At 64.2% G+C, this 23,121-nt stretch carries 20 protein-coding genes and 1 riboswitch; of the genes, 6 read left to right on the forward strand and 14 right to left on the reverse strand.

The genetic code is table 11. From position 1 onward, the window contains the following. Nucleotides 1-127: 127 nt before the first annotated feature. From C3418_RS11580 to C3418_RS11620, 9 genes are all read right to left on the reverse strand, one after another. A protein-coding gene (locus C3418_RS11580) for an IS3 family transposase (protein WP_100654772.1) occupies nucleotides 128-1,332 on the reverse strand; the annotation gives its coding sequence in 2 pieces (ribosomal slippage) (nucleotides 128-1,014 and nucleotides 1,014-1,332; 1,206 coding nt in all). A gap of 673 nt (nucleotides 1,333-2,005) precedes the next feature. After that, entirely contained in the window at nucleotides 2,006-3,277 is a 1,272-nt protein-coding gene (gene thiH / locus C3418_RS11585) for a 2-iminoacetate synthase ThiH (protein ID WP_103858547.1), read from the reverse strand. Then, nucleotides 3,274-4,041 (reverse strand): thiazole synthase, encoded by a 768-nt coding sequence (locus C3418_RS11590; protein ID WP_103858548.1) that lies wholly within the window; start codon nucleotides 4,039-4,041, stop codon nucleotides 3,274-3,276. Before C3418_RS11590 ends, thiH begins: the two co-directional genes overlap by 4 nt. Before the next feature lie 85 nt (nucleotides 4,042-4,126). Then, nucleotides 4,127-4,327, reverse strand: coding sequence for a sulfur carrier protein ThiS (gene thiS, locus C3418_RS11595; protein WP_041212233.1), 201 nt, complete (start codon nucleotides 4,325-4,327; stop codon nucleotides 4,127-4,129). Nucleotides 4,328-4,329: 2 nt separating this feature from the next. Further along, nucleotides 4,330-5,109: a HesA/MoeB/ThiF family protein gene (locus C3418_RS11600; protein ID WP_103858549.1), complete on the reverse strand. Its 780-nt coding sequence runs from the start codon at nucleotides 5,107-5,109 to the stop codon at nucleotides 4,330-4,332. Beyond that, complete coding sequence (gene thiE, locus C3418_RS11605; RefSeq protein WP_103858550.1) at nucleotides 5,099-6,706, reverse strand: thiamine phosphate synthase; 1,608 nt, start codon at nucleotides 6,704-6,706, stop codon at nucleotides 5,099-5,101. Before thiE ends, C3418_RS11600 begins: the two co-directional genes overlap by 11 nt. After that, complete coding sequence (gene thiC / locus C3418_RS11610) at nucleotides 6,703-8,694, reverse strand: phosphomethylpyrimidine synthase ThiC (RefSeq protein WP_103858551.1); 1,992 nt, start codon at nucleotides 8,692-8,694, stop codon at nucleotides 6,703-6,705. The genes thiE and thiC overlap by 4 nt, the downstream gene beginning before the upstream one ends. A gap of 257 nt (nucleotides 8,695-8,951) precedes the next feature. Further along, nucleotides 8,952-9,065: riboswitch (TPP riboswitch) on the reverse strand. Nucleotides 9,066-9,127: 62 nt separating this feature from the next. Next, nucleotides 9,128-9,616 (reverse strand): hypothetical protein, encoded by a 489-nt coding sequence (locus tag C3418_RS11615; protein WP_103858552.1) that lies wholly within the window; start codon nucleotides 9,614-9,616, stop codon nucleotides 9,128-9,130. Between the two features lie 78 nt (nucleotides 9,617-9,694). Then, nucleotides 9,695-10,123: a hypothetical protein gene (locus C3418_RS11620; RefSeq protein ID WP_103858553.1), complete on the reverse strand. Its 429-nt coding sequence runs from the start codon at nucleotides 10,121-10,123 to the stop codon at nucleotides 9,695-9,697. Nucleotides 10,124-10,213: 90 nt separating this feature from the next. Between C3418_RS11620 and C3418_RS11625 the strand changes: the two genes are divergently transcribed. Continuing rightward, entirely contained in the window at nucleotides 10,214-10,882 is a 669-nt protein-coding gene (locus C3418_RS11625; RefSeq protein ID WP_010672659.1) for a response regulator transcription factor, read from the forward strand. After that, a complete protein-coding gene (locus tag C3418_RS11630) occupies nucleotides 10,879-12,135 on the forward strand; it encodes a HAMP domain-containing sensor histidine kinase (RefSeq protein ID WP_103858554.1) in 1,257 nt (418 codons plus the stop codon). The genes C3418_RS11625 and C3418_RS11630 overlap by 4 nt, the downstream gene beginning before the upstream one ends. Nucleotides 12,136-12,286: 151 nt before the next feature. On the opposite strand, the gene rimK is transcribed toward C3418_RS11630, so the two are convergent. The 3 genes from rimK to metH form a co-directional block, all read right to left on the reverse strand. Beyond that, a complete protein-coding gene (gene rimK / locus C3418_RS11635; protein ID WP_010672657.1) occupies nucleotides 12,287-13,183 on the reverse strand; it encodes a 30S ribosomal protein S6--L-glutamate ligase in 897 nt (298 codons plus the stop codon). A gap of 192 nt (nucleotides 13,184-13,375) precedes the next feature. Then, nucleotides 13,376-14,443: a Gfo/Idh/MocA family oxidoreductase gene (locus C3418_RS11640; RefSeq protein ID WP_103858555.1), complete on the reverse strand. Its 1,068-nt coding sequence runs from the start codon at nucleotides 14,441-14,443 to the stop codon at nucleotides 13,376-13,378. Between the two features lie 67 nt (nucleotides 14,444-14,510). Next, nucleotides 14,511-18,206: a methionine synthase gene (gene metH, locus C3418_RS11645; RefSeq protein ID WP_103858556.1), complete on the reverse strand. Its 3,696-nt coding sequence runs from the start codon at nucleotides 18,204-18,206 to the stop codon at nucleotides 14,511-14,513. Nucleotides 18,207-18,410: 204 nt separating this feature from the next. On the opposite strand from metH, the gene C3418_RS11650 reads away from it, so the two are divergent. Together C3418_RS11650 and C3418_RS11655 are read left to right on the forward strand one after the other, a co-directional pair. Further along, nucleotides 18,411-19,688: a sodium:proton antiporter gene (locus tag C3418_RS11650; protein ID WP_103858557.1), complete on the forward strand. Its 1,278-nt coding sequence runs from the start codon at nucleotides 18,411-18,413 to the stop codon at nucleotides 19,686-19,688. Nucleotides 19,689-20,159: 471 nt separating this feature from the next. Continuing rightward, nucleotides 20,160-20,336, forward strand: a complete 177-nt coding sequence (locus C3418_RS11655; protein ID WP_010672653.1) for a hypothetical protein — start codon at nucleotides 20,160-20,162, stop codon at nucleotides 20,334-20,336. Between the two features lie 103 nt (nucleotides 20,337-20,439). On the opposite strand, the gene C3418_RS11660 is transcribed toward C3418_RS11655, so the two are convergent. Next, nucleotides 20,440-20,961 (reverse strand): GNAT family N-acetyltransferase, encoded by a 522-nt coding sequence (locus C3418_RS11660; protein WP_049637292.1) that lies wholly within the window; start codon nucleotides 20,959-20,961, stop codon nucleotides 20,440-20,442. Nucleotides 20,962-21,101: 140 nt separating this feature from the next. On the opposite strand from C3418_RS11660, the gene C3418_RS11665 reads away from it, so the two are divergent. Further along, a complete protein-coding gene (locus C3418_RS11665; RefSeq protein ID WP_103858558.1) occupies nucleotides 21,102-21,365 on the forward strand; it encodes a hypothetical protein in 264 nt (87 codons plus the stop codon). Between the two features lie 60 nt (nucleotides 21,366-21,425). Beyond that, complete coding sequence (locus tag C3418_RS11670; RefSeq protein WP_103858559.1) at nucleotides 21,426-22,280, forward strand: neutral zinc metallopeptidase; 855 nt, start codon at nucleotides 21,426-21,428, stop codon at nucleotides 22,278-22,280. 73 nt (nucleotides 22,281-22,353) lie between these two features. Here the strand turns inward: C3418_RS11670 and C3418_RS11675 are convergent, their stop codons facing one another. Then, complete coding sequence (locus tag C3418_RS11675; RefSeq protein WP_103858560.1) at nucleotides 22,354-23,031, reverse strand: ATP-binding protein; 678 nt, start codon at nucleotides 23,029-23,031, stop codon at nucleotides 22,354-22,356. Nucleotides 23,032-23,121 lie beyond the last annotated feature (90 nt).

The raw sequence follows: 23,121 nt of genomic DNA on the forward strand, positions 1-23,121 counted from the left end.
TAAATGGCGAAGAAACGGTCTAAATAGGCTGATTCAAGGCATTTACGGGAGAAAAGATCGGCTCAAACTGAAAAAATGAAATGACTGAGTCAGCCGAGAAGAATTTCCCCGCTTATTCGCACCTTCCTTAGGGTTGTGATACCCGACTGCGCAGAAATTCCCGGGGTGAACGGTATCCCAAGGCGCTGTGCGGGTGGTGCTCGTTATAATGCTCAAACGCAATAGCCAAATTGCCTACCGCTGTTCGGCTATCCGGTTTTGGCATCATCTCGATATAGTCTCGCTTCATCGTCTTCACGAAGCTCTCCGCTATACCGTTACTCTGTGGGCTTCTCACTGCTGTCGTTCTGGGCTCCAACCCGATTTCTCGTGCAAACGCGCGGGTCTCATGGGCGCGATACGCCGAGCCATTATCAGTCAGCCACTCCACCGGTGATGCCGGCAACGAATCCCCAAAGCGACGTTCGACAGACCTCAGCATGACATCTTGCACAGTGTCACTGTCGTAACCCCCGGTACTGGCCGCCCAGTCCAACGCCTCCCTATCGCAGCAGTCCATGGCGAACGTGACTCGTAGTTTTTCACCGTTATCGCAGCGAAACTCGAAGCCATCTGAGCACCACCGTCGATTGCTCTCCTTGACGGCAACACGCCCCTTATGTGCCTGCTGGGCCAATGGTGCAGCTGGTTTTCTTTCCAGCAGCAAGCCATGCTCGCGCATGACGCGATATACCCGCTTAGCGTTTACCACAGGTTGTTCTGTTGCCTCAGACTGACGCCGTAACAGCGCCCAGACCCGGCGATAGCCATAGGAGGGAAGCTCTGCCATCGCCTCCATGATACGGCCAAGTAAGGCTGCATCATCACGCTGGCGATGATGACGACCATCTTGCCAACCCGGTTTTCGATGAACACGAACGGATAGCTGCGCACGCGATACATTAAGAGCCTGGCTCACAGCACTTAATCGTCGTCCCCCGGCAACAAGGGCGCATGCGCAATCCATTTTTTTGCTCGACCATACTCCACGGCTTCTTTGAGGATCTCGTTCTCCATGGTCTTCTTCCCGAGCAGACGCTGAAGCTCTCGGATCTGCTTGATGGCAGCAGCCAACTCGGAAGCAGGAACAACATCCTCACCGGCGGTGATCGCCGTGAGAGACCCTTCTTGGAATTGCTTACGCCATTTGAAAAGCTGGTTTGCGTTGACGTCGTGCAAGCGAGCAACATGAGAGACGGTCATCCCGGGCTCAAAGGTCTGCTGCACGATGGCGATCTTTTCTTGTGGAGTCCGGCGTCGACGGCGCTCGGCCCCTGTTAACACTTCGACCATCTTCTCGTTGTGACTAGTACTGAACATAGCTCCAAGACTACCTCTTAAGTTAAGAGGGGCGAAGTGTCTGGATCTTCAAGGGGCCAATCTAAGGACCGAATTACACGCCCCAAACAGATCGCTGAGCTCTACGCACAGCTACCAGAGCCTGCAAGAGTTGCTGTAGAAAGGCGCGATGCTTAACAAATGACGTAGGGGGCAATGAACGACGTGAATTGCACTTGCCTTGACGAATGCGGGATGATTCCACACTAACTTACAAGCGGAGCAATGTGCTCCGCTTATTGCACCTTACGATTCCCCTGAGGTTATGGCGGGCACGGTTTTGGTTCCCACTCTTATTCGCTGAGGCGAGCCCGATTGTCCAGGCCGCGAGACAGGATGTCGAGCGAGCGGCGCCGGGCCATGGATGGCCCGTCGGCGCGTGCCGTCGGACAAGCGGGTGAGCCGAAGGAACCCGATGAAGTAGGGCGAATAAGCGGGGGTGGCCTTTCTTTTGGTGACTTTTCTTTGGCCACGCAAAGAAAAGTTACTCGCCCAAGCCCGAAGGGCGGGCGAAACCCCTTCGAGGTCAGCGGCCTCACGTCCTGCACGGCAAAGCCGTGCCTGCTTGCCACAGGCACGGAGTCTGGCTGGACGCCGGGATGCCACCGGCAAAGGGGCGTGGCCGCCCCTATCGGCCCAAGAAGGATTCCCAGTCCTTAAACACCGGCTGCAACCCCGCCTGTCGCACGACAGCGGCCACTTCCCCCACCGGGCGGTCGTCGTGGATGGCGAACTGCTCCAGCTCCTCTGCATCCCCCTCGGCATAGCCCCCCGGCTGGGTGCGCGATTCGGCCGACATCTGGGTGATGCCAAGGCGCACCGCGCCGTTGCGAAACGTAGCCGACTCGCGGGTGGAGAGGGACAACTCCAGCGTGGGCGAGAAGAGGCGCCAGGCGCAGATAAGTTGGGCCAGCTGGCGATCCGACATGACCACGGCAGGCTCCAGCCCGCCGGTGCAGGGGCGCAGGCGCGGGAAGGAGAGGGAGTAGCGGCTCTGCCAGTGGTGGCGCTCCAGCCAGGCGAGGTGCTCGGCGACAAAGTAGCTGTCGGCGCGCCAGTCCGAGGAGAGACCGATCAGCGCCCCCAACCCGATCTTGTCGATACCGGCACGGCCGAGCCGATCCGGCGTGGCGAGGCGCCATGCGATGTCCTGCTTGTTGCCGCGCAGGTGATGGCGGGCATAGGTGGGGGCGTGGTAGGTCTCCTGATAGACCATGACCGAATCGAGGCCGAGGGTCTTGAGCTCGGCGTATTCGGCTTGCGAGAGGGGCTGCACCTCCATCCCCACCGTGCTGAAGTGACGGCGGATGATGGGCAACACCTGCCGAAAATAGGCGAGCCCCACCTTGTGCTCGTGCTCGCCGGTCACCAGCAGCACGCTGTCAAAGCCGCGCGCCTTGATGGCCAGACACTCGCGCTCAATCTCCTCGCTATTCAAGGTCTTGCGCTTGAGGCGGTTGCTCATGGAGAAGCCGCAGTAGGTGCAGTCGTTGGCACAGAGGTTCGACAGATAGAGCGGCACATAGAAGCCGATGGTGTTGCCAAAGCGCTGGCGGGTCAGGCGCTCGGCCTCGGCTGCCATCTGCGGCAAATACGCCTCGGCGGCCGGGGAGATCAGCGCCATAAAGTCGGCCAGGGTGCGGCGGGAGGTAGTCAGCGCCCGCTCTACATCGGCGGCGGTCTTGGCGCGGATCTGCATGCCGATATCGTCCCACTCCAGCTCCTGCCATCTATCGAGAAAACTCTCCGACTTTCTCTCAACCCCCTCCCGGCCTCCCCCTTCACAAGGGGGAGGTGTTAATCCGCCCCCCCGATCTCCTACTTCACAAGAGGGCGAAGTCGACACTCCCTCCCCTGGCAAGGGGAGGGTCGGGGTGGGGTCATTGGCATGCTGACTCATAACGCCCCCAGAAAATCGGTAAGCGGGCTGGAGGCTTGCGCCTGCAGGGCGCGGGCGCCGAGGCCCGCCTCATAGGCGCTGCGCCCGGCAGTGCAGGCCAGCGCAAAGGCGCGGCCCATGGCGATCGGGTCGCCGCTCACCGCGATGGCGGTGTTGACCAGCACGGCATCGGCCCCCAGCTCAAAGGCGGCGGCCGCATGGCTCGGCGCCCCTATGCCCGCATCCACCACCACGGGCACATTGGCCTGCTCGACGATGATGGAGAGAAACTCCCGGGTCACCAGCCCCTGATTGGAACCGATGGGCGCACCCAGCGGCATCACGGCGGCGCAACCCACCTCTTCAAGCCGCTTGCACAGCACGGGGTCGGCACCGCAGTAGGGCAGCACCACAAAGCCCTCTTTCACCAGCTGCTCCGCGGCTTTGAGCGTCTCGATGGGGTCTGGCAGCAGGTAGCGCGGGTCGGGGTGGATCTCGAGCTTGAGCCAGTTCGTTCCCAGCGCCTCGCGGGCCAGGTGGGCGGCAAACACCGCCTCGGCGGCGGTCTTGGCCCCCGAGGTGTTGGGCAGCAGCTTGATCCCGAGTTGCCGAAGGGGCGTGAGGATATCGTCGTGGGCCTTGCCCGGTTCGAGCCGCTTGATGGCCATGGTGACCAGCTGGGAGCCACTCGCCTCGATGGCTGCGGCCATCAGTTCCGGGCGGGCAAACTTGCCGGTGCCGGTGAAGAGGCGCGAAGAGAAGGTGTGATCGGCAATCTTGAGCATGTCAGCCTCCCGCCACTGCGATAAGAAGAGATGAGGCCCCGCCGCAAGGCAGGGCGCGCGAAGATGGGACTGCGAGCATCATGGGTCAGCCTCCCGCAATGGCGGTGAAGAGGTGGAGTTCGTCCCCGTCATTGAGACGGGTCTCGGCCCAGCGGCTACGGGGCAGCACGGCGCCGTTGAGGGCCACCGCTACCCCCTGAGGGGGAATCTCCTGCACCGCCAGCAGCTCAGTCAGGCGCTGGCCGGTGGGCAGCGTCAGCTCGATATCGTTCAATCGGATCTTCATGGTTAATTCTCCTGAGCCGGGTGGGTGCTGCCGCAAACCGGGCAATCGGGGTCGGGAGCCAGCGTGAGGGTCTGCCACTGATGGGTCAACGCATCGAACCGGCGCAATGTGCCCGCCACCGGGCTCGGCATCCCGAGCAGCAGTTTCAGTGCCTCCAGCGCCTGCAAAGAGCCCATCACCCCCACCAGCGGGCCGGTGACACCGCTGGTCTCGCAGCTTTCCCTGATCTCGGTATCCAGCGGATAGAGGCAGGCGTAGCAGGCGTGATCGCTGCTGGTGCGCACCATCAGCTGCCCCTGCCAGCCCACTGCGGCGGCACAGATCCAGGGCTTGCCCTGGGCCACGCAGGCAGCGTTGATGGCCTGGCGGGTGGCGAGGTTGTCGCAGCAGTCGATCACCAGATCCACCTCGGTCACAAACCCCGGCAGGCTGGCGGCATCGAGTCGCTGATTGATGGCAATCAGCTCCACCAGCGGGTTGTGGGCGGCCAAGCGCTCGCGGGCCAGCTCCGCCTTGGAGTGGTTGACCGCCTCGCTATCGAACAGGATCTGGCGCGGCAGATTGCTGGAGTCCACCGTATCGCCATCGGCCAGCCACAAAGTGCCCACCCCGGCCCCCGCCAGATAGAGGGCCAGCGGCGAGCCGAGCCCGCCGAGGCCCACGATCAGCACGGACTTATCCTTGAGCCGCGCCTGACCGGCTTCCCCCACTTCCGCCAGCATCAGCTGGCGGCCGTATCTCAGATACTCTTTGTCACTAAGAGAAGCGGCATCAGAGCGCATGTTCTGCCTCCCGTATCACGCAGGCAGAGCGCGGCTCATCCCCCGCCCCCACGGCAGCGAGCAGCCGCTCGGTCGCGCCCTGCCAGTCATCGCTCGCCGTGATGGCCGAGACCAGCGCAATGCTGCCGACCCCGCTTGCCTTGACCGCCGCCACCCGCTCCTCGCTGATGCCACCGATGGCCACCGTCGGCCAGTCGCACATCAGGGCGCGGTAGTGGTGCAGCCGTGCCAGCCCCTGGGGGCGCGAAGGCATCGCTTTGGTGTTGGTCGGGAAGATATGGCCCAGCGCGATATAGGAGGGGGCCAGCTCGCGGGCCCGCATCAGCTCGAAGTAGCCGTGGGTGGAGATGCCAAGACGCAGCCCCGCCGCCTGAATGGCGGCGAGATCGGCGGTCTCCATATCCTCCTGCCCCAGATGCACGCCCCAGGCGCCCGCCTCGATGGCCTGCTGCCAGTAGTCGTTGATAAAGAGCCGCGCCCCATGGCGGCGACCGAGCGCTACCGCATCACGAATGGCCGGCGCCACCTCTGTGGCGGGCAGATTCTTGATCCGCAGCTGGATGGTCTTGACCCCGGCCCCCAGCAGGCGTTTGAGCCACTTGACCGAGTCCACCACCGGATAGAGGCCGAGGTTGTGTTCGGTCGGCGCAAAGGGGCCCTGCGGCAGACGGGCGCTGCTTGTTTCATACAATCTGAAGCGGCGATCGAGCGGTGATCCCGCCAGCACGGCACGGGGGAAGTGGGCAAGGTCAGCGGGCCAGCCGAGATGGGCGATGGGGCCCGGGCCTGCCCCCACCCCCTGCGCCGCCGCCAGCCCCTGTTGCAGGTAGGCCCGCGCCAGGGTGATGGCGTCCTCCACCGGATAATCCTGCGCCACCACGGCGGCGATGGCGCTGGCGTAAGCGCAGCCGGTGCCGTGACCGTGGCGGGTATCGAGGCGCGGCGCGGCGAGCCAGAATTCGCGGCTCTCGTCCTGGTAGTAGTCGAGGCAGAGATCCCCGCCCCATTCAAGGTGGCCCCCCTTGACCAGCACGGCACGGGCGCCGAGTTCGCGCAGCCGCCGGGCGGCGAGGCGCACCAGCTCGGGACTGGTGGCGGGCAGGCCGGTCAGGGCTTCCAGCTCGGGACCGTTGGGGGTGATGAGCGACAGACGTGGCAGCAGGTGCTCGCGCACCGCCACCAGCATGCCGGGCTCCGCCATGGGGGTGCCGGTGCTGGCGATGGCCACCGGGTCGTAGACCACGAAGGGGGCCGGGGTGGCTGCCAGGCGACGGGCCAGCACCTCCACGTGCAGCCGGGTCGGCAGCAGGCCTATCTTGATGGCGGCGGGTGGCAGATCCAGCCCCAGGGCATCGATCTGGGCGGCGAAGGTCTGCATCAGCACGGGGTCGACCATCTTCACCGCCACCGAGTTCTGGGCCGTGATGGCGGAGATGACGGAGCAGCCGTGCACGCCGAGGTCATGCATTGTGTGCAAGTCGGCCTGAATGCCGGCCCCGCCGCCGGAGTCGGACCCGGCGATGGTCCAGACCACGGGGCGGGCCTGCGTCGCAGGCGACAGGTCGGCGGGGCTGACAGCCCCGCGCTCGCTGCTCACGCCTCCTCCCCTGCGGCCTGCTTCAGGGTCGCTGCCTGATGGTAGATCTCGCCGCCGGTCTCCTTGAAGGTTTCTGCCATGCGGGCCATGCCGCTCTCCACCTCGGCCACCACCCGCTCCTGCTGACCGTCCATGCCGACCAGCTTTATCTCTACGGCTTCCAGCTTGGCGGCATAGTCGCGCACGTCCTGGGTGATCTTCATGGAGCAGAACTTGGGCCCGCACATGGAGCAGAAGTGGGCCACTTTGCCGGACTCCTGAGGCAGGGTCTCGTCGTGGTAGGCGCGGGCGGTGTCGGGGTCGAGGGCCAGGTTGAATTGATCCTCCCAGCGGAACTCGAAGCGCGCCTTGGACATGGCGTTGTCGCGGATCTGGGCGCCCGGGTGGCCCTTGGCAAGGTCAGCGGCGTGGGCGGCGATCTTGTAGGTAATGAGCCCCTGCTTCACGTCCTCCTTGTTGGGCAGGCCCAGGTGTTCCTTGGGGGTCACGTAGCAGAGCATGGCGCAGCCGTACCAGCCGATGAGCGCGGCGCCGATGCCGGAGGTGAAGTGATCGTACCCCGGTGCAATGTCGGTGGTGAGCGGGCCCAGGGTATAGAAGGGCGCCTCGTGGCAGTGCTCCAGCTGCTCGGTCATATTGCGCTCGATCATGTGCATGGGTACGTGGCCAGGCCCCTCGATCATCACCTGCACGTCGTATTCCCAGGCAATTTTGGTGAGCTCGCCCAGGGTGCGCAGCTCGGCGAACTGGGCCTCGTCGTTGGCGTCGTAGACGGAGCCCGGACGCAGACCGTCCCCCAGCGACAGACTGACGTCGTAGGCGGCGCAGATCTCGCAGATCTCGCGAAAGTGCTCGTAGAGGAAGTTCTCCTTGTGGTGCGACAGGCACCACTTGGCCATGATGCTGCCACCGCGCGAAACGATGCCGGTGAGGCGCTTGGCGGTCATGGGCACGAAGCGCAGCAAGACGCCGGCGTGGATGGTGAAGTAGTCCACCCCCTGCTCGGCCTGCTCCAGCAGGGTGTCGCGGAACAGCTCCCAGGTGAGGTCTTCAGCGATGCCGTTGGTCTTCTCCAGCGCCTGATAGATAGGCACGGTGCCGATGGGCACCGGGCTGTTGCGCAGGATCCACTCGCGGGTCTCGTGGATGTAGCGGCCGGTGGAGAGATCCATCACGGTGTCGGCGCCCCAGCGGGTGGACCAGACCAGCTTCTCCACTTCCTCTTCGATGCTGGAAGTGACCGCCGAGTTGCCGATATTGGCGTTGATCTTCACCAGGAAGTTGCGGCCGATGATCATGGGCTCCGCTTCCGGGTGGTTGATGTTGCTGGGGATGATGGCGCGACCGGCGGCCACCTCATCGCGCACGAACTCGGGGGTGATGTTCTGGGGCAGTCTGGCGCCAAAGCCCTGACCCGGGTGCTGGGTGCGCAGGAGCTCGGAGCGCACCCGCTCACGGCCCATGTTCTCGCGAATGGCGATAAATTCCATCTCGGGAGTGACGATGCCGGCGCGGGCGTAGTGCAGCTGGGTGACCCGGCGGCCCGGCTTGGCACGGCGCGGCTTTGGCAGATGCTCGAAGCGCAGGTGATCCAGCCCCTCGTCCGCCAGCCGCTCCTGAGTGAAAGTGGAGCTCAACCCCTCCAGCGCGTCGGTGTCAGCACGCTCCAGCACCCAGGCTTCGCGCAGGCGCGGCAGACCGCGGCGCACGTCGATGGGGGCAGCCTCTTCCCCATAGGGGCCCGAGGTATCGTAAACCGGCACCGGCTCGTTGGGCTCGAACTGGGGAGCGTCCTTGGTGCCGCCGACGAAGGTGTCGGCCAGCTGGATCTCCCGCAAAGGCACCCGGATGTCAGGGCGAGAACCCTGGATAAAGATGCGGCGGGAGTTGGGGTGAGCCATCCCCTTGAGGTTGTCGATAAAGGTCTGGGCGCTGGAGCGCTGCTCGCGGCGGCTGGATTTGGTGGTATCAGAAACATTGGTAGACATAGCAAAACTCACATTAACTGGTTGAAGTTATGGGTGTTTGCTTGTCTGGAGTTCGAGGAGAAGATGAACTTGCGGCGGGGTGTGCTCGGGGGAGTGAGCCGGGCATGGATCTTCCCTGCTCTGCCGTCCCTCTGCCCTGTGTGGCAGATCCGCAGGCCTGACGGCCCGGCGGGACAACCTCCCCCTGTGCGCCTGTGCCAGCCAGAGGCGGTCTGCCTCCAGCTGGCGGGAAGGTGTGCCTTCCCCGGCGCGGTAACCCGCAAGTTACCCTTGTTTCCCTTCGCAGGTCTTAACCTGATCAGGTTCCACGGATCCCGAATTAACGGTCTCAGCTTAGCGTCGTTCGACGGTCAGCACTCCGACAAGATGTGCGCCAGTATAAGTGGGGAAATTTAAAGTACAAGCCATTAACAAGGGGAAAGGGAGAGAGGTCTCACTCTTCGGCGTCGAGAGGATCCTCGGGGTCAGGAATGAGGATATCGGTGAGGCGGCCCTCTTCATCCCGGCTCAGCACCAGGCGGCGACCCGGTTGCAGATCGGCGGCGCTGCCGTTGATCCAGCGAGTGTCAGCATCAAACACCAGCACGCCGAGATCCTGTAGCAGCAATGCCTGTTGATTATGGGTGAGCAGTCGATCCTCCGCCCGCCGCCAACTGGCCCCGAGCGCCGGATCCGGCGCCCCGTCGAGCACCCGGATCGTCTCGGCGACGCCGTAGCGGCTCTGGATCGCGAGGTGCATGCCGGGCACGAGCCCGTCCGGCTGCGCCACGCCGTGCAGTTCGGCACTGCCGAGCTCCAGCTCAGCCCCCTGGAATTGCAGGCGCACCCCGTCGTTGTGCTCCAGCTCCACCAGCCAGAGCTCGGCGTCGTCGGCAAAGGTGCAGAAGGGCAACAGCAGCAGGCAGAGTGCGGTTCGGGTCATGGCAGGCGGTCCGGGGTCACGGGGTGAGGTTTAACTATGGCCCCGGACGGGCAATTTTTCCCGGTCCGCCCTGACCGGTCAGTCATCCTCCCGGCACTGGCTCAGGCGCATGCCGTCAAACTTGCACTCCAGCTCCAGCCAGCGTCCCTCGAACGGGGAGAGGCTCCCATCCGAGGTGACATAACCCCAGATCCGTCCCCCTTCCACCGGCCCTTCCAGTTCCATCTCGTCCTCCTCTTCCAGTGCCTCCACCTCGCGAACGAGCCGCCGCGCCCCTGCAGCCGTCTCCTGCACGACCCCTTCCAGATCGACCCAGGTCCCGCCGAGATCGTCCTCATCCAGGCCATCCTTGAAGCGGGTGCGCTCATCGAGCACGAAGGGAATGCCGTTGACCATCAACTGGCCAAGCTGCCAGGTGGTGCGGCCCGTGAGCTTGAACTCGGCCGCCTGCACCAGACCAAAAGGCAATAGAATCAATAACCAGAAGGCGCGGAGAGACTTCTTCATCGGGGATCCTCGGGGTTACACTGGCACACAGGATGTCCCATCCGGTGTGAAATGGCCGTGAAATAGCGGCACAGACCAGGAGATCAGAGCATGAAAATACTGGTGGTGGAAGACAGTCCCCAGGTGGCGGAGACCATCATGGACTATCTGGCGCTGGCCGGGCACAGGGTGGACTGCGCCTATCATGGCCAGGCCGCCCTGCAACTGCTGGCCCAGGAGCGCTTCGACGTCATCATCATGGACGTCATGATGCCGCGCCTCGACGGCCTGCGTACCGTGGAGCGGCTGCGTGCGGACGGCATCGCGACCCCGGTGCTCTTTCTCACCGCCCGTGACAGCCTGGAGGACAAGCTGGCAGGCTTTCGGGCGGGGGGCGACGACTATCTGGTCAAGCCGTTCGCCATGGAGGAGCTGGAGGTGCGCCTGGAGGCCCTCAGCCTGCGTGGCCCCAGAGGGGACATGGGCGTGCTCTGCTTTGGCGATCTGACGGTGGATCCCGCCAGCGGCCGCGCCACACGCGCCGGGGTGGAGCTCAAACTCGGCAAGATCCCGTTCCAGATCCTCACCCTGCTGGTGAAGCGCGCCCCCCAGCTGGTGACGCGCCAGGAGGTGCTCGACACCGTCTGGGGCGACGAGGAGCCCGACTCCGACGCCCTGCGCAGCCACATCTATGCCCTGCGCAGCGCCCTCGACAAGCCCTTCCCCACCCCCATGCTGGAGACCCTGCACGGCCAGGGCTACCGGCTGGTGACCCCATGACGAACCCGACGCCGCCCCTTGCCTCCGGCCTGCCGAGCCTGCGCCGGCGCCTGGTGCTGGCGCTGGGAGGGGCCGGTCTGCTGCTGCTGGTGATCCTGAGCCTGCTGATGGTGGTGGCCGAGAACAAGATGGAGGAGCTGAGCCTGCGCCACTGGCTGGAGGCGGAGGCAACCCGCTATGACGACGACTGGTTGCGCCTCGGAATGGCGGCCCCCGCCCCCAGCCCGCGCCAGTTCTCCAGCTACTGGACAGAGGCGGGCCGCCTGCCCGCCTGGCTCAAGGCCTACCAGAGCCCCGGCTTCTTCGAGCATCAGCTGGGCCGGGAGGACAAGCACTTCCTGGTACGCGCCCACCCCTCGGGTCAGGGGCTGCTCTATCTGGTGTTCAACGACGATGCGGACGACTACCTCGACCCTTACGAAGCCAAGCTGCATCTGGTGACCCGCCTCATCGGCCTGGCCCTGCTGCTGGGGAGCCTCGCATTCGGCATCTGGCTGGTGCGTCACATCACCAGGCCGCTGGAGCGGCTGCGCCAGCGGGTCGCCCACCTGACCCCGGATCAGGGGGACTTCGTGCCCGATGCCCCCTGGCAGGAGCTGCGAGAGATAGAGCAGGCGCTGCTGGCGGGCAAGCACGAGGTAGCCGCCGTGTTTGCCCGTGAACAGGAGTTCAGCCGCTTTGCCAGCCACGAGCTGCGCACCCCCAACATGGTGATCCAGGGATCCGCGGCCCTGCTCGGCAAGGTGAATGACCTGCCCGCCCCGGCAGCCCGCGCCGTCAGCCGCATCCGCGCCGCCGCCGACGAGATGGCCCTGCTCACCGAAACCTTCCTGCTGCTGGGACGCAAGGAGGCCGTGGAGCGCCCGCCCCAGCAGGTGGCGCCGCTCATTCGCCGGGAGCTGACCCGCCTCGCCCCCCTGCTGCAACGGGAGACACTGGACATTCGCCTGCAACTGGACGAGGAGAGCGAGGTGCATGCCCCCCTCTCCCTGCTCGCCATCGCCCTCGGCAACCTCTTGAAAAACGCCCTGAGCTACGCCGAGGGGCACATCGAGATCACCCTGCACGAGCAGGTGCTCACCATCAGCAACCCCACCGCCGCCGCGCCGGATCAGATCCTCGGCTACGGCTGCGGCCTCACCATCATCCAGCGCATCTGCGAGAAGCTGGGCTGGCAGATTGAGACCCGGCTGGAAGATGGCATCTTCTGCGCCCGGCTGGTGATGATCCCCGGCGCCCCCGGGGCGGCATAACCCCCTCATTCCCGGCCCTTCTTCCCGGCTGTTCAACACAGTGGGAGAAGGGAGACACTTCCCGGCAAGCCCGCTGCCTTCCAGCCCCCCCAGATAGCAACAAGGCGCCCGAGGGCGCCCTGTGTTTACCTGTCTGACACTCGTTTGGGACTCATTCCGCCGGCTTGTGCTTGCGGCTCGCCTTGAGCTCGAGGAACTCGATGATCTTGCCCGCCACGTCCTTGCCAGAAGCGGCTTCCACCCCCTGCAGGCCGGGGGAGGAGTTCACCTCCAGCACCAGCGGGCCGCGGGCGCTTCGCAGGATGTCCACCCCGGCCACGTCCAGCCCCATGATCTTGGCGGCCTGCACGGCGGTGGCACGCTCTTCCGGCGTGATCTTGATGGCTTCGGCGGTGCCGCCCCGGTGCAGGTTGGAGCGAAACTCCCCCGGCTGGGCCTGGCGGCGCATGGCGGCCACCACCTTGCCGTTGACCACCAGACAGCGGATATCGGCGCCGTTGGCCTCGCGGATGTACTCCTGCACCAGGATGTTGTTGTTGGTCTGGATAAAGGCCTCGATGACGCTCTCGGCGGCCTTCTGGGTTTCGCACAGCACCACGCCAATCCCCTGGGTGCCCTCCAGCAGTTTCACCACCAGGGGGGCGCCCCCCACCATGGTGATGAGATCCGGTACGTCGTGGGTGCTGTGGGCATAGCCGGTCACCGGCAGGCCGATGCCGTGACGGGAGAGCAGCTGCATGGCGCGCAGCTTGTCCCGGGAGCGGGAGATGGCCACCGAGCTGTTGAGAGCCATGGTGCTCATCATCTCGAACTGGCGCAGCACGGCGGTGCCATAGAAGGTGATGCTGGCACCGATGCGCGGGATCACGGCGTCATAGCTCTCCAGCTCCCGTCCTTCGTAATGGATGGAGGGGCTGTGGGAGGCGATGTTCATGTAGCAGCGCAGGGTGTCGAGCACCTCGACCTGATGCCCACGGGCCCGGGCCACCTCGACCAGACGGCGGGTGGAGTAGTTGTTGGGCTCACGGGATAAAATGGCAATATTCATGGAAATGGCAGACCTGATAATCGGACTGGAGAGTATAAGGTGCCATGAACGACTGGCAACGCCAATCCTTTCCCCTCACCATGCGCGGTTCTGCAAGAACGGGCAAAAACCGAGAGTGCCGCACTCAAGAACGGACCGTTCTGCAAGACGGCGCCAGCCACCAGCCCTCATGCCGGATGGCGCACAACGACGTCAATGGGGGCCGCGCAGCCCTTGCTGCAACTCAAGCAGCAGGGCGACCTCCTGCAAACGGCGCGCCGTGGTGCCGACCCAGCCTCCCAAAGGCACAGGGGCCAGCAGGGTCTGGGCGATGCAGTGGCGATAGAGAGGCCCCTCATGTTGCCAGCCTCGCATCCCGTCGACGTCGTGATGGTGCAGCCACTCCAGGTTGCCGCGGCGAAGCAGCTCGATGCGCCGCCCGTCTTTGAAGTGCAGGCAAAGCCCCTTCTTCTCCACCCCGGGACCGGCATACTTGTCGAGCCAGAGGGTCAGGGGCACCCCTGCCGCCTCGCCGCGCAGGCAGGCCCGCCCCTCGGCGGTCTCCAGATCCCCGCGCCGGATGGGCTGCCCCAGCCGGTCGCAGACGCCCTCCGCGATCAGGTGCAGGCGGTCGTCCCCACCCAGAGCCACCAGCAGTTCCCGGATCATCGCCAGCAGATGGGTACCAATGTCGAGGATCACCCCGTCTGGATGGCGCAGGACCCGCCGATCCGGCTCCCCGGTGGCGAAGTTGAGGGCATAGGGATGCCCCGTCTCGTCCAGGCCGCAGGGTTCCAGCAAAAAGCCCTCCACCGCGCTGATATCGGCGAGGGTGGCCAGCCCGCCCCCGGCGCCGTCTGATTCCCGAGGCTGCCAACCTTCATCCAGTTTGCCGCTAAGCAGCAACTGCTGGACGGCATTGCGGGCCATCCAGTGATCCAGCGCCAGCACCCTGGCTGCGACCTCGGGGTCCGCCAGCAGGGCGCGCAGGCGATCGTGCTGGGCCAGGGTGGCCACCACGGGTTTCTCCACCAGGATGAGGGGAATGGCGCTGGCCAGTGCCTGCTCCAGCACGGACAGATGCAGCAGGGAAGGGGTGGCGATCACCAGCCGATCCAGGGGTTCGGCCAGCAGGGCTTCCAGGGTCGGGGCAGACATGACGCCGGGCAGGGTGATGGCGGGATCAAAACCCCATATCTCGGTATTTTCCGCCAGGGCGGCGAGTGCAGGCAGATAGGCTGTCTGCACCACGGCCCCCAGACCGACAAATCCAATCTTCATGGCAACCTCGATATGGCGTGCGTACCCGGCGCCTGCCCCGCACCGCGTGAGGCGGGGCAGACGGGGCTCAATGCAGGTTGGGCCCCAGCCAGCGTTCGGCCTCTGCCAGGGTCATCCCCTTGCGCTGGGCGTAGTCTTCCACCTGATCGTGCTGGATCTGGGCCACGGCGAAGTATTTGCTCTCGGGGTGGGAGAAGTACCAGCCGGATACCGCCGCCCCCGGCCACATGGCGTAGGACTCGGTGAGCTGCATGCCGATGGCCTGTTCGACGTCCAGCAGCTCCCAGATGCTCCCCTTCTCGGTGTGCTCCGGGCAGGCCGGGTAGCCCGGCGCCGGACGTATCCCCTGGTAATTTTCGCGAATCAGTTCCTCGTTGCTGAGCGCCTCGTCCGGGGCATAGCCCCAGTGCACTTTGCGCACCTGCTCGTGGAGGTATTCGGCAAAGGCCTCGGCGAGGCGATCGCACACCGCCTGGATGAGGATGGCGTTGTAGTCGTCGTGGTCCGCCTTGTAGGCCTTGGCGATGGCCTCCTCGCCGATGCCGCCGGTCACCGCGAAGGCGCCGATCCAGTCGGGCTTGCCGCTCTCTTTCGGCGCCACATAATCCGCCAGACAGTAGTTGGGGAAGCCCTGCTTCTCGCTCTGCTGGCGCAGGTGGTGCAGCACCTTGCGCACCTGGGTGCGGGACTCGTCGGTGTAGACCTCGATGCTGTCCCCCACGGCGTTGGCGGGGAACAGGCCTATGATACCGGCGCAGCGCACGCTCTGATCCTTCTCCAGCTGGTCCAGCATGGCGTTGGCGTCGGCGTAGAGGCGCGTCGCTTCCTCCCCCACCACCTCATCTTCCAGGATGCGGGGGAACTTGCCCGCCAGCTCCCAGCTCAGGAAAAACGGTGTCCAGTCGATGTAGGGGCGCAGCACTGAAATGGGTATGTTTTCGAAGGTCTGCACGCCGGGCTCCCGGGGCGCCGGGGGCTCATAGCCCACCCAGTCCAGCTGATGGCGATTGGCCCGGGCATGGGCCAGGGAAACCGGCTTGGAGCGCGGCTGCTTGCGGGCATGCTGATCCCGGGCAATCTCGTACTCCTTGTCGATGCGGGCCACGAAGGCGGGCTTGAGCTCCGGGCTCAGCAGGCTCTGGGCCACCCCCACGGCGCGGGAGGCGTTGGAGACATAGACCACGGGCTCGGAGTAGTTCTGCTCTATCTTCACCGCGGTGTGGGCCTTGGAAGTGGTGGCTCCGCCGATGAGCAGCGGCAGCTTGAACCCCTGACGCTCCATCTCCTTTGCTACGTGCACCATCTCGTCCAGGGACGGAGTGATGAGGCCCGACAGGCCGATGATGTCGGCGTTCACTTCCCGGGCCGTCTTGAGGATGGTCTCGCAGGAGACCATGACCCCGAGATCCACGATCTCGAAGTTGTTGCACTGGAGCACCACCCCGACGATGTTCTTGCCGATGTCGTGTACATCGCCCTTGACGGTGGCCAGCACGATTTTGCCGTTGCTGGAACCGCCGGACTTCTCCGCCTCGATGTAGGGTTGCAGGTAGGCCACCGCCCGCTTCATCACCCGGGCCGACTTCACCACCTGGGGCAGGAACATCTTGCCGGCGCCGAACAGATCGCCCACCACGTTCATGCCGTCCATCAGCGGCCCCTCGATGACGTGCAGCGGCTTCTCGGCCTGGGCGCGCGCCTCCTCGGTATCCTCCTCGATGAAATCAGTGATCCCCTTGACCAGGGCGTGTTCGAGCCGCTTGCCCACCGGCCAGCTACGCCACTCCTGATCCCGCGGATCCTCCGCCTGGGCACCCGCGCCGCGATACTTCTCTGCGATGGCCAGCAGCGCCTCGGTGGCGTTGTCGTTGAGGTTCAGCACCACCGCCTCGACCTTCTCTTTGAGCTCGGCCGGGATGTCTTCGTAGATGGCAAGCTGGCCCGCGTTGACGATCCCCATGTCCATGCCGTTCCTGATGGCGTGGTAGAGGAAGACAGCGTGGATGGCTTCGCGCACCGGCTCGTTGCCACGGAAGGAGAAGGAGACGTTGGAGACGCCGCCGGAGATCATGGCGTGGGGCAGGTGCGTTTTGATGTCCTTCACCGCCTCGATGAAGTCCACCGCGTAGTTGTTGTGCTCGTCGATGCCGGTCGCCACCGCGAAGATGTTGGGGTCGAAGATGATGTCTTCCGGCGGGAAGCCGACGCGGTCCACCAGAATGCGGTAGGCGCGCTGGCAGATCTCGAACTTGCGGGCCCGGGTATCGGCCTGGCCCACCTCGTCGAACGCCATGACGATGACGGCGGCGCCGTAGCGGCGCAGCAGTTTCGCCTGCTCGATGAATTTGTCCTCCCCCTCCTTCATGGAGATGGAGTTGACCACCGGCTTGCCCTGCACGCACTTGAGGCCCGCCTCCAGCACCTCCCACTTGGAGGAGTCGATCATCACCGGCACCCGGGCGATGTCCGGTTCCCCGGCGATGAGGTTCAGGAAGCGCACCATGGCCGCCTCGGCATCCAGCATCCCCTCATCCATGTTGATGTCGATGATCTGGGCGCCGTTTTCCACCTGCTGCTTGGCCACATCCAGCGCCTCGTCGTAGAGCCCCTCTTTTATCAAGCGCTTGAACTTGGCCGAGCCGGTGACGTTGGTCCGCTCACCCACGTTCACGAACATGGAGTCCGCCGTGATGATGAGAGGCTCCAGGCCCGACAACCGGCAGGCCACCGGCAGATCCGGCAGGGCGCGGGGCTTGATGCCCGCCACGGCGTCAGCCATGGCGCGGATGTGGGTCGGGGTGGTGCCGCAGCAGCCGCCCACCAGGTTGAGGAAGCCGCTTTGGGCCCACTCGCGGATATGCTCCGCCATCTCGACCGCGTCCAGATCGTACTCGCCAAACGCATTGGGCAGACCGGCGTTGGGGTGGGCGCTGACATGGGTCTCGCTGATGCGGGACAGCTCCTCCACGTACTGGCGCAGCTCGTCCGGCCCCAGCGCACAGTTGAGGCCGAAGGAGACCGGTTTGACGTGGCGAAGGGAGTGGTAGAAGGCCTCGGTGGTCTGGCCCGAGAGGGTACGACCGGAGGCGTCCGTGATGGTGCCGGAGATCATCACCGGCAGGCTGTAACCCAGCTCCTCAAACACCAGGTCCACCGCGAAGGCGGCCGCCTTGGCGTTGAGGGTGTCGAAGATGGTCTCGATCAGGATGATGTCGGCACCGCCCTCGATCAGGGCGTGGGTCGATTCGGTGTAGGCGGCCACCAGCTCGTCATAGGTGACGTTGCGCTTGCCCGGGTCGTTCACGTCCGGCGAGATGGAGGCGGTACGGTTGGTGGGACCCAGAACCCCTGCCACAAAGCGCGGTTTCGCCGGGTCCTTGGCGGTCCACTCGTCCGCCACGGCGCGGGCCAGGCGGGCCGCCTCCCGGTTTATCTCGGCCGAGAGCGCTTCCATCTCGTAGTCCGCCATGGCGATGCGGGTGGCGTTGAAGGTGTTGGTCTCGAGGATGTCGGCCCCGGCGGCACAATACTGGTCGTGGATCTCGCGAATGACGGCGGGACGGCTCAACACCAGCAGGTCGTTGTTGCCCTTGATGTCGGTATGCCAGTCGGCAAACCGCTCCCCCCGATAGTCCGCCTCACCGAGTTTGTAACCCTGGATCATGGTGCCCATGGCACCGTCGATGATCAGGATCCGCTCCTTGAGACAGGCTTCCAGCCTGGTTGTGACATCCGCTTTCTTGTTCGACTCTCTGCTCGACACCGCTCGTACCCCTTACATCCATGCAACTGCGTGATGCCCATCCTAGCAGCAATCAAATCAAATGGAAATCTAGCCGTCTATCTGTCCGTGATGACGATTAAATATAACCATAAATAGGTAATGAGCATGATCTAACCCGGGAGTACCCTATGCCCGTCCTCAAGAGGGATACGTGCTTGCTGTTTACCAAAGAGAAAAATAACTATGAGCGTCTACTACACACTCTGCTTCCTGGCAGCGTTGGCGATCTTCATCGCCTTTGCCAACCAGTATGTTGTGAAGATCCAGACCACCATCGCCATCACTGCGGGCTCCATGCTGATCTCCGCGCTGCTGGTGCTGTTTGGCAAACTGGGTTGGTTCAATCTGGAGCCTCTCGCCATCAAGACCATGGAGAGCATCGACTTCCAGAACTTCCTGTTGAAGGGGATCCTGGGCTTCCTGCTGTTCGCCGGCGGGCTTGGCATCAACCTCAAGGCGTTGCGTAGCCAGAAGTGGGAAATCACCATTCTGGCCATAGCCGCCACCCTGCTCTCCACCTTCCTCATCGGCTACGGCTTCTGGTTCATCGCCAAGCTGCTGGGCTGGGATGTGCCACTGGTCTACTGCATGTTGTTCGGTGCCCTGATCTCCCCCACCGACCCCATCGCCGTACTGGCCATCGTCAAAAAGATGAAGGCGCCACCCCAGATCGCCATCCAGATCGAGGGGGAATCCCTGTTCAACGACGGTGTCGGTCTGGTCATCTTCGCCACCGTGTTTGCCGTGGCCTTTGGCGGCGTGGAGCCCACCTTCGGCAGCGTGGCCGGTCTGTTCCTGCATGAGGCTCTCGGCGGCATCCTGTTCGGGGCCGTGCTGGGTCTCATCGCCCACGTGATGATCAGCGCCACCGACGACGGCTCCCTGGAGCTGCTGCTGACCCTCTGCATCCCGACCGCGGGCTTCGCCTTCGCCAACATGATCGGCGTCTCCGGCGCCCTGGCCATGGTGGTGACCGGCATCATGATCGGCAACTGGACCCGTCATTCCGGCTTCTCCGAGCAGAGCCAGCACCACCTGGATCACTTCTGGGAGTTGATGGATCAGTTCCTCAACGCCCTGCTGTTCCTGCTGATCGGTCTGGCACTGGTGCTGCTGGACCTCGACTGGCGCGACTGGATCCTGCTGGTCATCGCGGTGCCGCTCTGCCTGGCTGCACGCTTCATCAGCGTCTCCCTGCCCTATGTGGCGTTCCGCAAGTTCCGCAACTACAACACCTTCTCGGTGCGCATCCTCACCTGGGGCGGCCTGCGTGGCGGCCTGGCCATGGCTATGGCCCTGGCACTGCCATCCGGTGTCATGATGATCCCGGAACACAACGTCGATCTGCGCCAGGTGATCCTGGTGATGACCTACTCGGTGGTGATGTTCTCCATCGTGGTACAGGGTATGACCATTACCCCCATGATCACCGCCGCCAAGAAGGCCTGTGGCGACGCCTGAGCCCGTCCCTGACCGGCAATGAAAAGGGCTCCCTCGGGAGCCCTTTTGCCGTCCCCGTGGCCGTGAAAAACAGGGAATGACTGGGTGAACGCACAATTAGTGTTTGCTTTTTACACATTTCGAGGAGAGAATGCGCGCCGGCTAGTTAATCAGCCCTGATTATGTTCGCAATGCTTCACCTCACGATGAATCCTGCCAGTACCCGCATAACCTTCTTCTGATTTACTCGCCTTGAGAACCGTTCAGGCTGTCTGCCTGCGTTGCCCGGCTCTCACGGTGCAGACCCGATCTGCCCACTCCCAAGTAGCATCATGCATCCGCGTGGTCCTTGGCACCTTCCTTGAAAGTGCAGACGCCCCTGAACCGGGCTGGGTATTCCTGCGCGCTCGTCCGCCATCATGCTGACCGCGCCCATTGACCTGACATTTGCCAATACAAGGAGCAAACACTTAATTTATATAGAGAAATACCATGATGAAACACGTACAGATCCGCAAACCCCTGCGTCGCAGCAAACCCATCAACCTGCCCGTGCAAGAACACGACGACGATGCGTTCCTGATCCAGTTCAGCACCCGCTTCAGCGGCGGCTTCGCCATCTCCTGTGATGGCATCGCCGGCGAGTTCTCCATCGAAGAGCTCAACTGACTTTGCCTGCCCGCCGGCAGCGCCCGATGCAGACAGGCCGCAACTCACGGCGGCCTCCTTGCCAGACGTCATAGTCTGCATGACCCCGCTCCCAGAGCGGTGGCTAGACTCCGCAAGTCTCCTTGTCCGGCGCCTCCAGCAGCAGGCACTCCTCCTCGCCGGCTCCCAGCCTGACCCGTTTGCCCTGACTCAGCCCCAGCTTGGCGAGTAGCCGGACCGAGCGCTCATTGCCCGGGGTGACGATGGCGACCACCCGCTCGATGCCGAGCCGTTCGCGGCCATCTGCCATGGCCGCCCGCGCGGCTTCGATGGCATAACCCTGACCGCGCCAGGCGGGAAGGAAGGCATAGCCGATGTCTTCACAGGGCAGGGTATCGCGCTTGATCAGACCGCAGATGCCGAGCCTGGCCCCGTCTTCCCGCCGCACCACCAGATAGAGTCCGTGACCGTGGCGGGCATAACTGACCGCAGGCCCCTGCTGGATGTAGTTTTCGGCATCCGCCAGGGTACGCACCCCGCGATCGCCGATGTAGCGGTGAAAATCACCATCGTTGAGCAGTTCGAGAATGAAGGGGGCATCGACAACGGTCAGTTCGCGCAGTTCCAGGCGCTCGGAGAGGATCATGGCATGGGCTCGTTCGGCAGAGAGAGTGTCCAAGACTGCTCTCGCCCCGTCCCCTTGGCAAGACCCGGACGATATTTTCGCCCCCGGGAGCCGCGTCACCGCTATACTGCCCACCCCATGGAACAGGCAGGAGAACGGCCATGACCGATACCCCCGAATTTTTTGATGAAGAGACACTGCTGGAGATGGTGGAGAACCAGCTCGCCGACGGCCACCCCCTCCAGGTGAAAGCCACCCTGATGCGCCTGGTGATGAAGGGCACCCCGCGGGAAGAGGCGCTGCAATACATCGCCTGCGCCCTGGGCGCCGAACTCATGGCCATGGAAGCCGAACAGGGCCCCTTCAACCTCGTCCGTTACGGCGAGTTTCTCGACAGCCTGCCCGAGATGCCCTGGGCCGATTAGGCAAGCCCCGGCGCCAGCCATTATCATTACTGCCACCACCAATGACGGGAGTATGGGGATATGCGCTGGCAAGATCGCCGTGAGAGCAACAATGTGGAAGACCGGCGCCAGCAAGGCGGCGGCAACGGGGGTCGCGGCCTGCCCATCGGCGGCAAGGGGCGCCTGATCCTGCTGGTGGTGGTCATGGTGGCGGGGTACTACGGCGTGGACCTCGGCCCCCTGCTGCAGGATCCGGCCCCGCAGAGCCAGCCCCAGCGTCAGAACTCGTCCCAGGCTGCCAACGATCCCCTCGCCCGCTTCACCTCGGTGATGCTCGCCTCCACGGAGGACGCCTGGGGCGAGATGTTCCAGCAAAGCGGCAACCGCTATCAGGCCCCCAGACTGGTGCTCTATCGCGGTGCGACCCGCACCGACTGCGGCCAGGGGCAGTCGGTGATGGGGCCCTTCTACTGTCCGGCCGACAGCACCGTCTACATCGATCTCTCCTTCTATCAGGACATGCGCGACAAGCTGGGGGCCGACGGCGACTTCGCCCAGGGCTATGTGATCGCCCATGAGGTGGGCCACCACGTGCAGAACCTGCTCGGTATCTCCACCAAGGTGCGCCAGCAGCAACAGGGGCTGAGCCAGGTCGCCCAGAACCGGTTGTCGGTCAAGCTCGAACTGCAGGCGGACTGCTTCGCCGGGGTCTGGGGCCACTACATGGAAAAAGAGCAGGTGCTGGAGCGCGGCGATCTGGAAGAGGCGCTCAACGCCGCCCAGGCCATCGGCGACGACAGGTTGCAGCAGCAGGGTCAGGGCCGGGTCGTTCCCGACAGCTTCACCCACGGCACCTCGGCCCAGCGCCTCACCTGGTTCAAACGCGGTTTTGACAGCGGCAAGCCCGCCAGTTGCGACACCTTCGCCGCCCGCTGAAGGGGGCAAACGCAAAGGGGCCGATTCCTCACGGAGCCGGCCCCTTTCCTTTCTCACCCGAGGGGGTCTTCCCTCATTCGGGATCCTCCGCCAGCAGATCGGTGAAGACGAAGCCGTCTCGCAGCACCGTTTCCCCCACCCGGATGGGCAGGGGATGCAGGAACATGGGGCCGTCCCAGGCCAGGGTGTGAAATTCCCCGTTCTCGCCGCAGGGATCCACCCCGGCGGGCAGGGCAGCCAGCAAGGCCGGGCCGAATTCATGACCACCAAACCCGGCGTCCAGCTTGCCCGGATCCAGGGTGCAGACCCTGGCCTTGAGCCCGGCGTCGATCATCGCCTGCGCCAGCTCGGTCGTGTCGCTGCCCCAGAGCGGGAAGAGCGGCGTGATGCCGGTCCCCGCCAGTTGCCGCTCCCGATAGGCGCGCACATCCTCAAGAAAGAGATCCCCGAACGCCATGTGGTGAATGCCCTTGGCCTGCACATCGGCGATGAAGCCCGTCATGATGCGCCCATACTCCTCGTTGCTGCAGGGCCAGGGCAGGTCGATGGTGATCAGCGGCAAGCCCACGCACTCAGCCTGTGCCAGCAGCAACTGCTTGCGCACCCCGTGCATGGCCACCCGCTCGAACGCCTGGTTGAGGGTGGTGAACAGCCCCACCACCTTGATGGCCGGATCCTCGCGCAGGCGATGCAAGGCCCAGGCGCTGTCTTTTCCGCTGCTCCAGGAGAGCAGTATCTTTTTCTTCGTCATGACCTCTCCAGCTTCTTGCCGCACCGTGCTGCAAGACAGTGTTGCGAATTGTGCGATTTACATTGCGGGACACAAAAGCATAACCTCGTG

Origin of the sequence: Aeromonas sp. ASNIH8, from assembly GCF_002919855.1 — a bacterium.
Lineage (GTDB): Bacteria > Pseudomonadota > Gammaproteobacteria > Enterobacterales > Aeromonadaceae > Aeromonas > Aeromonas caviae.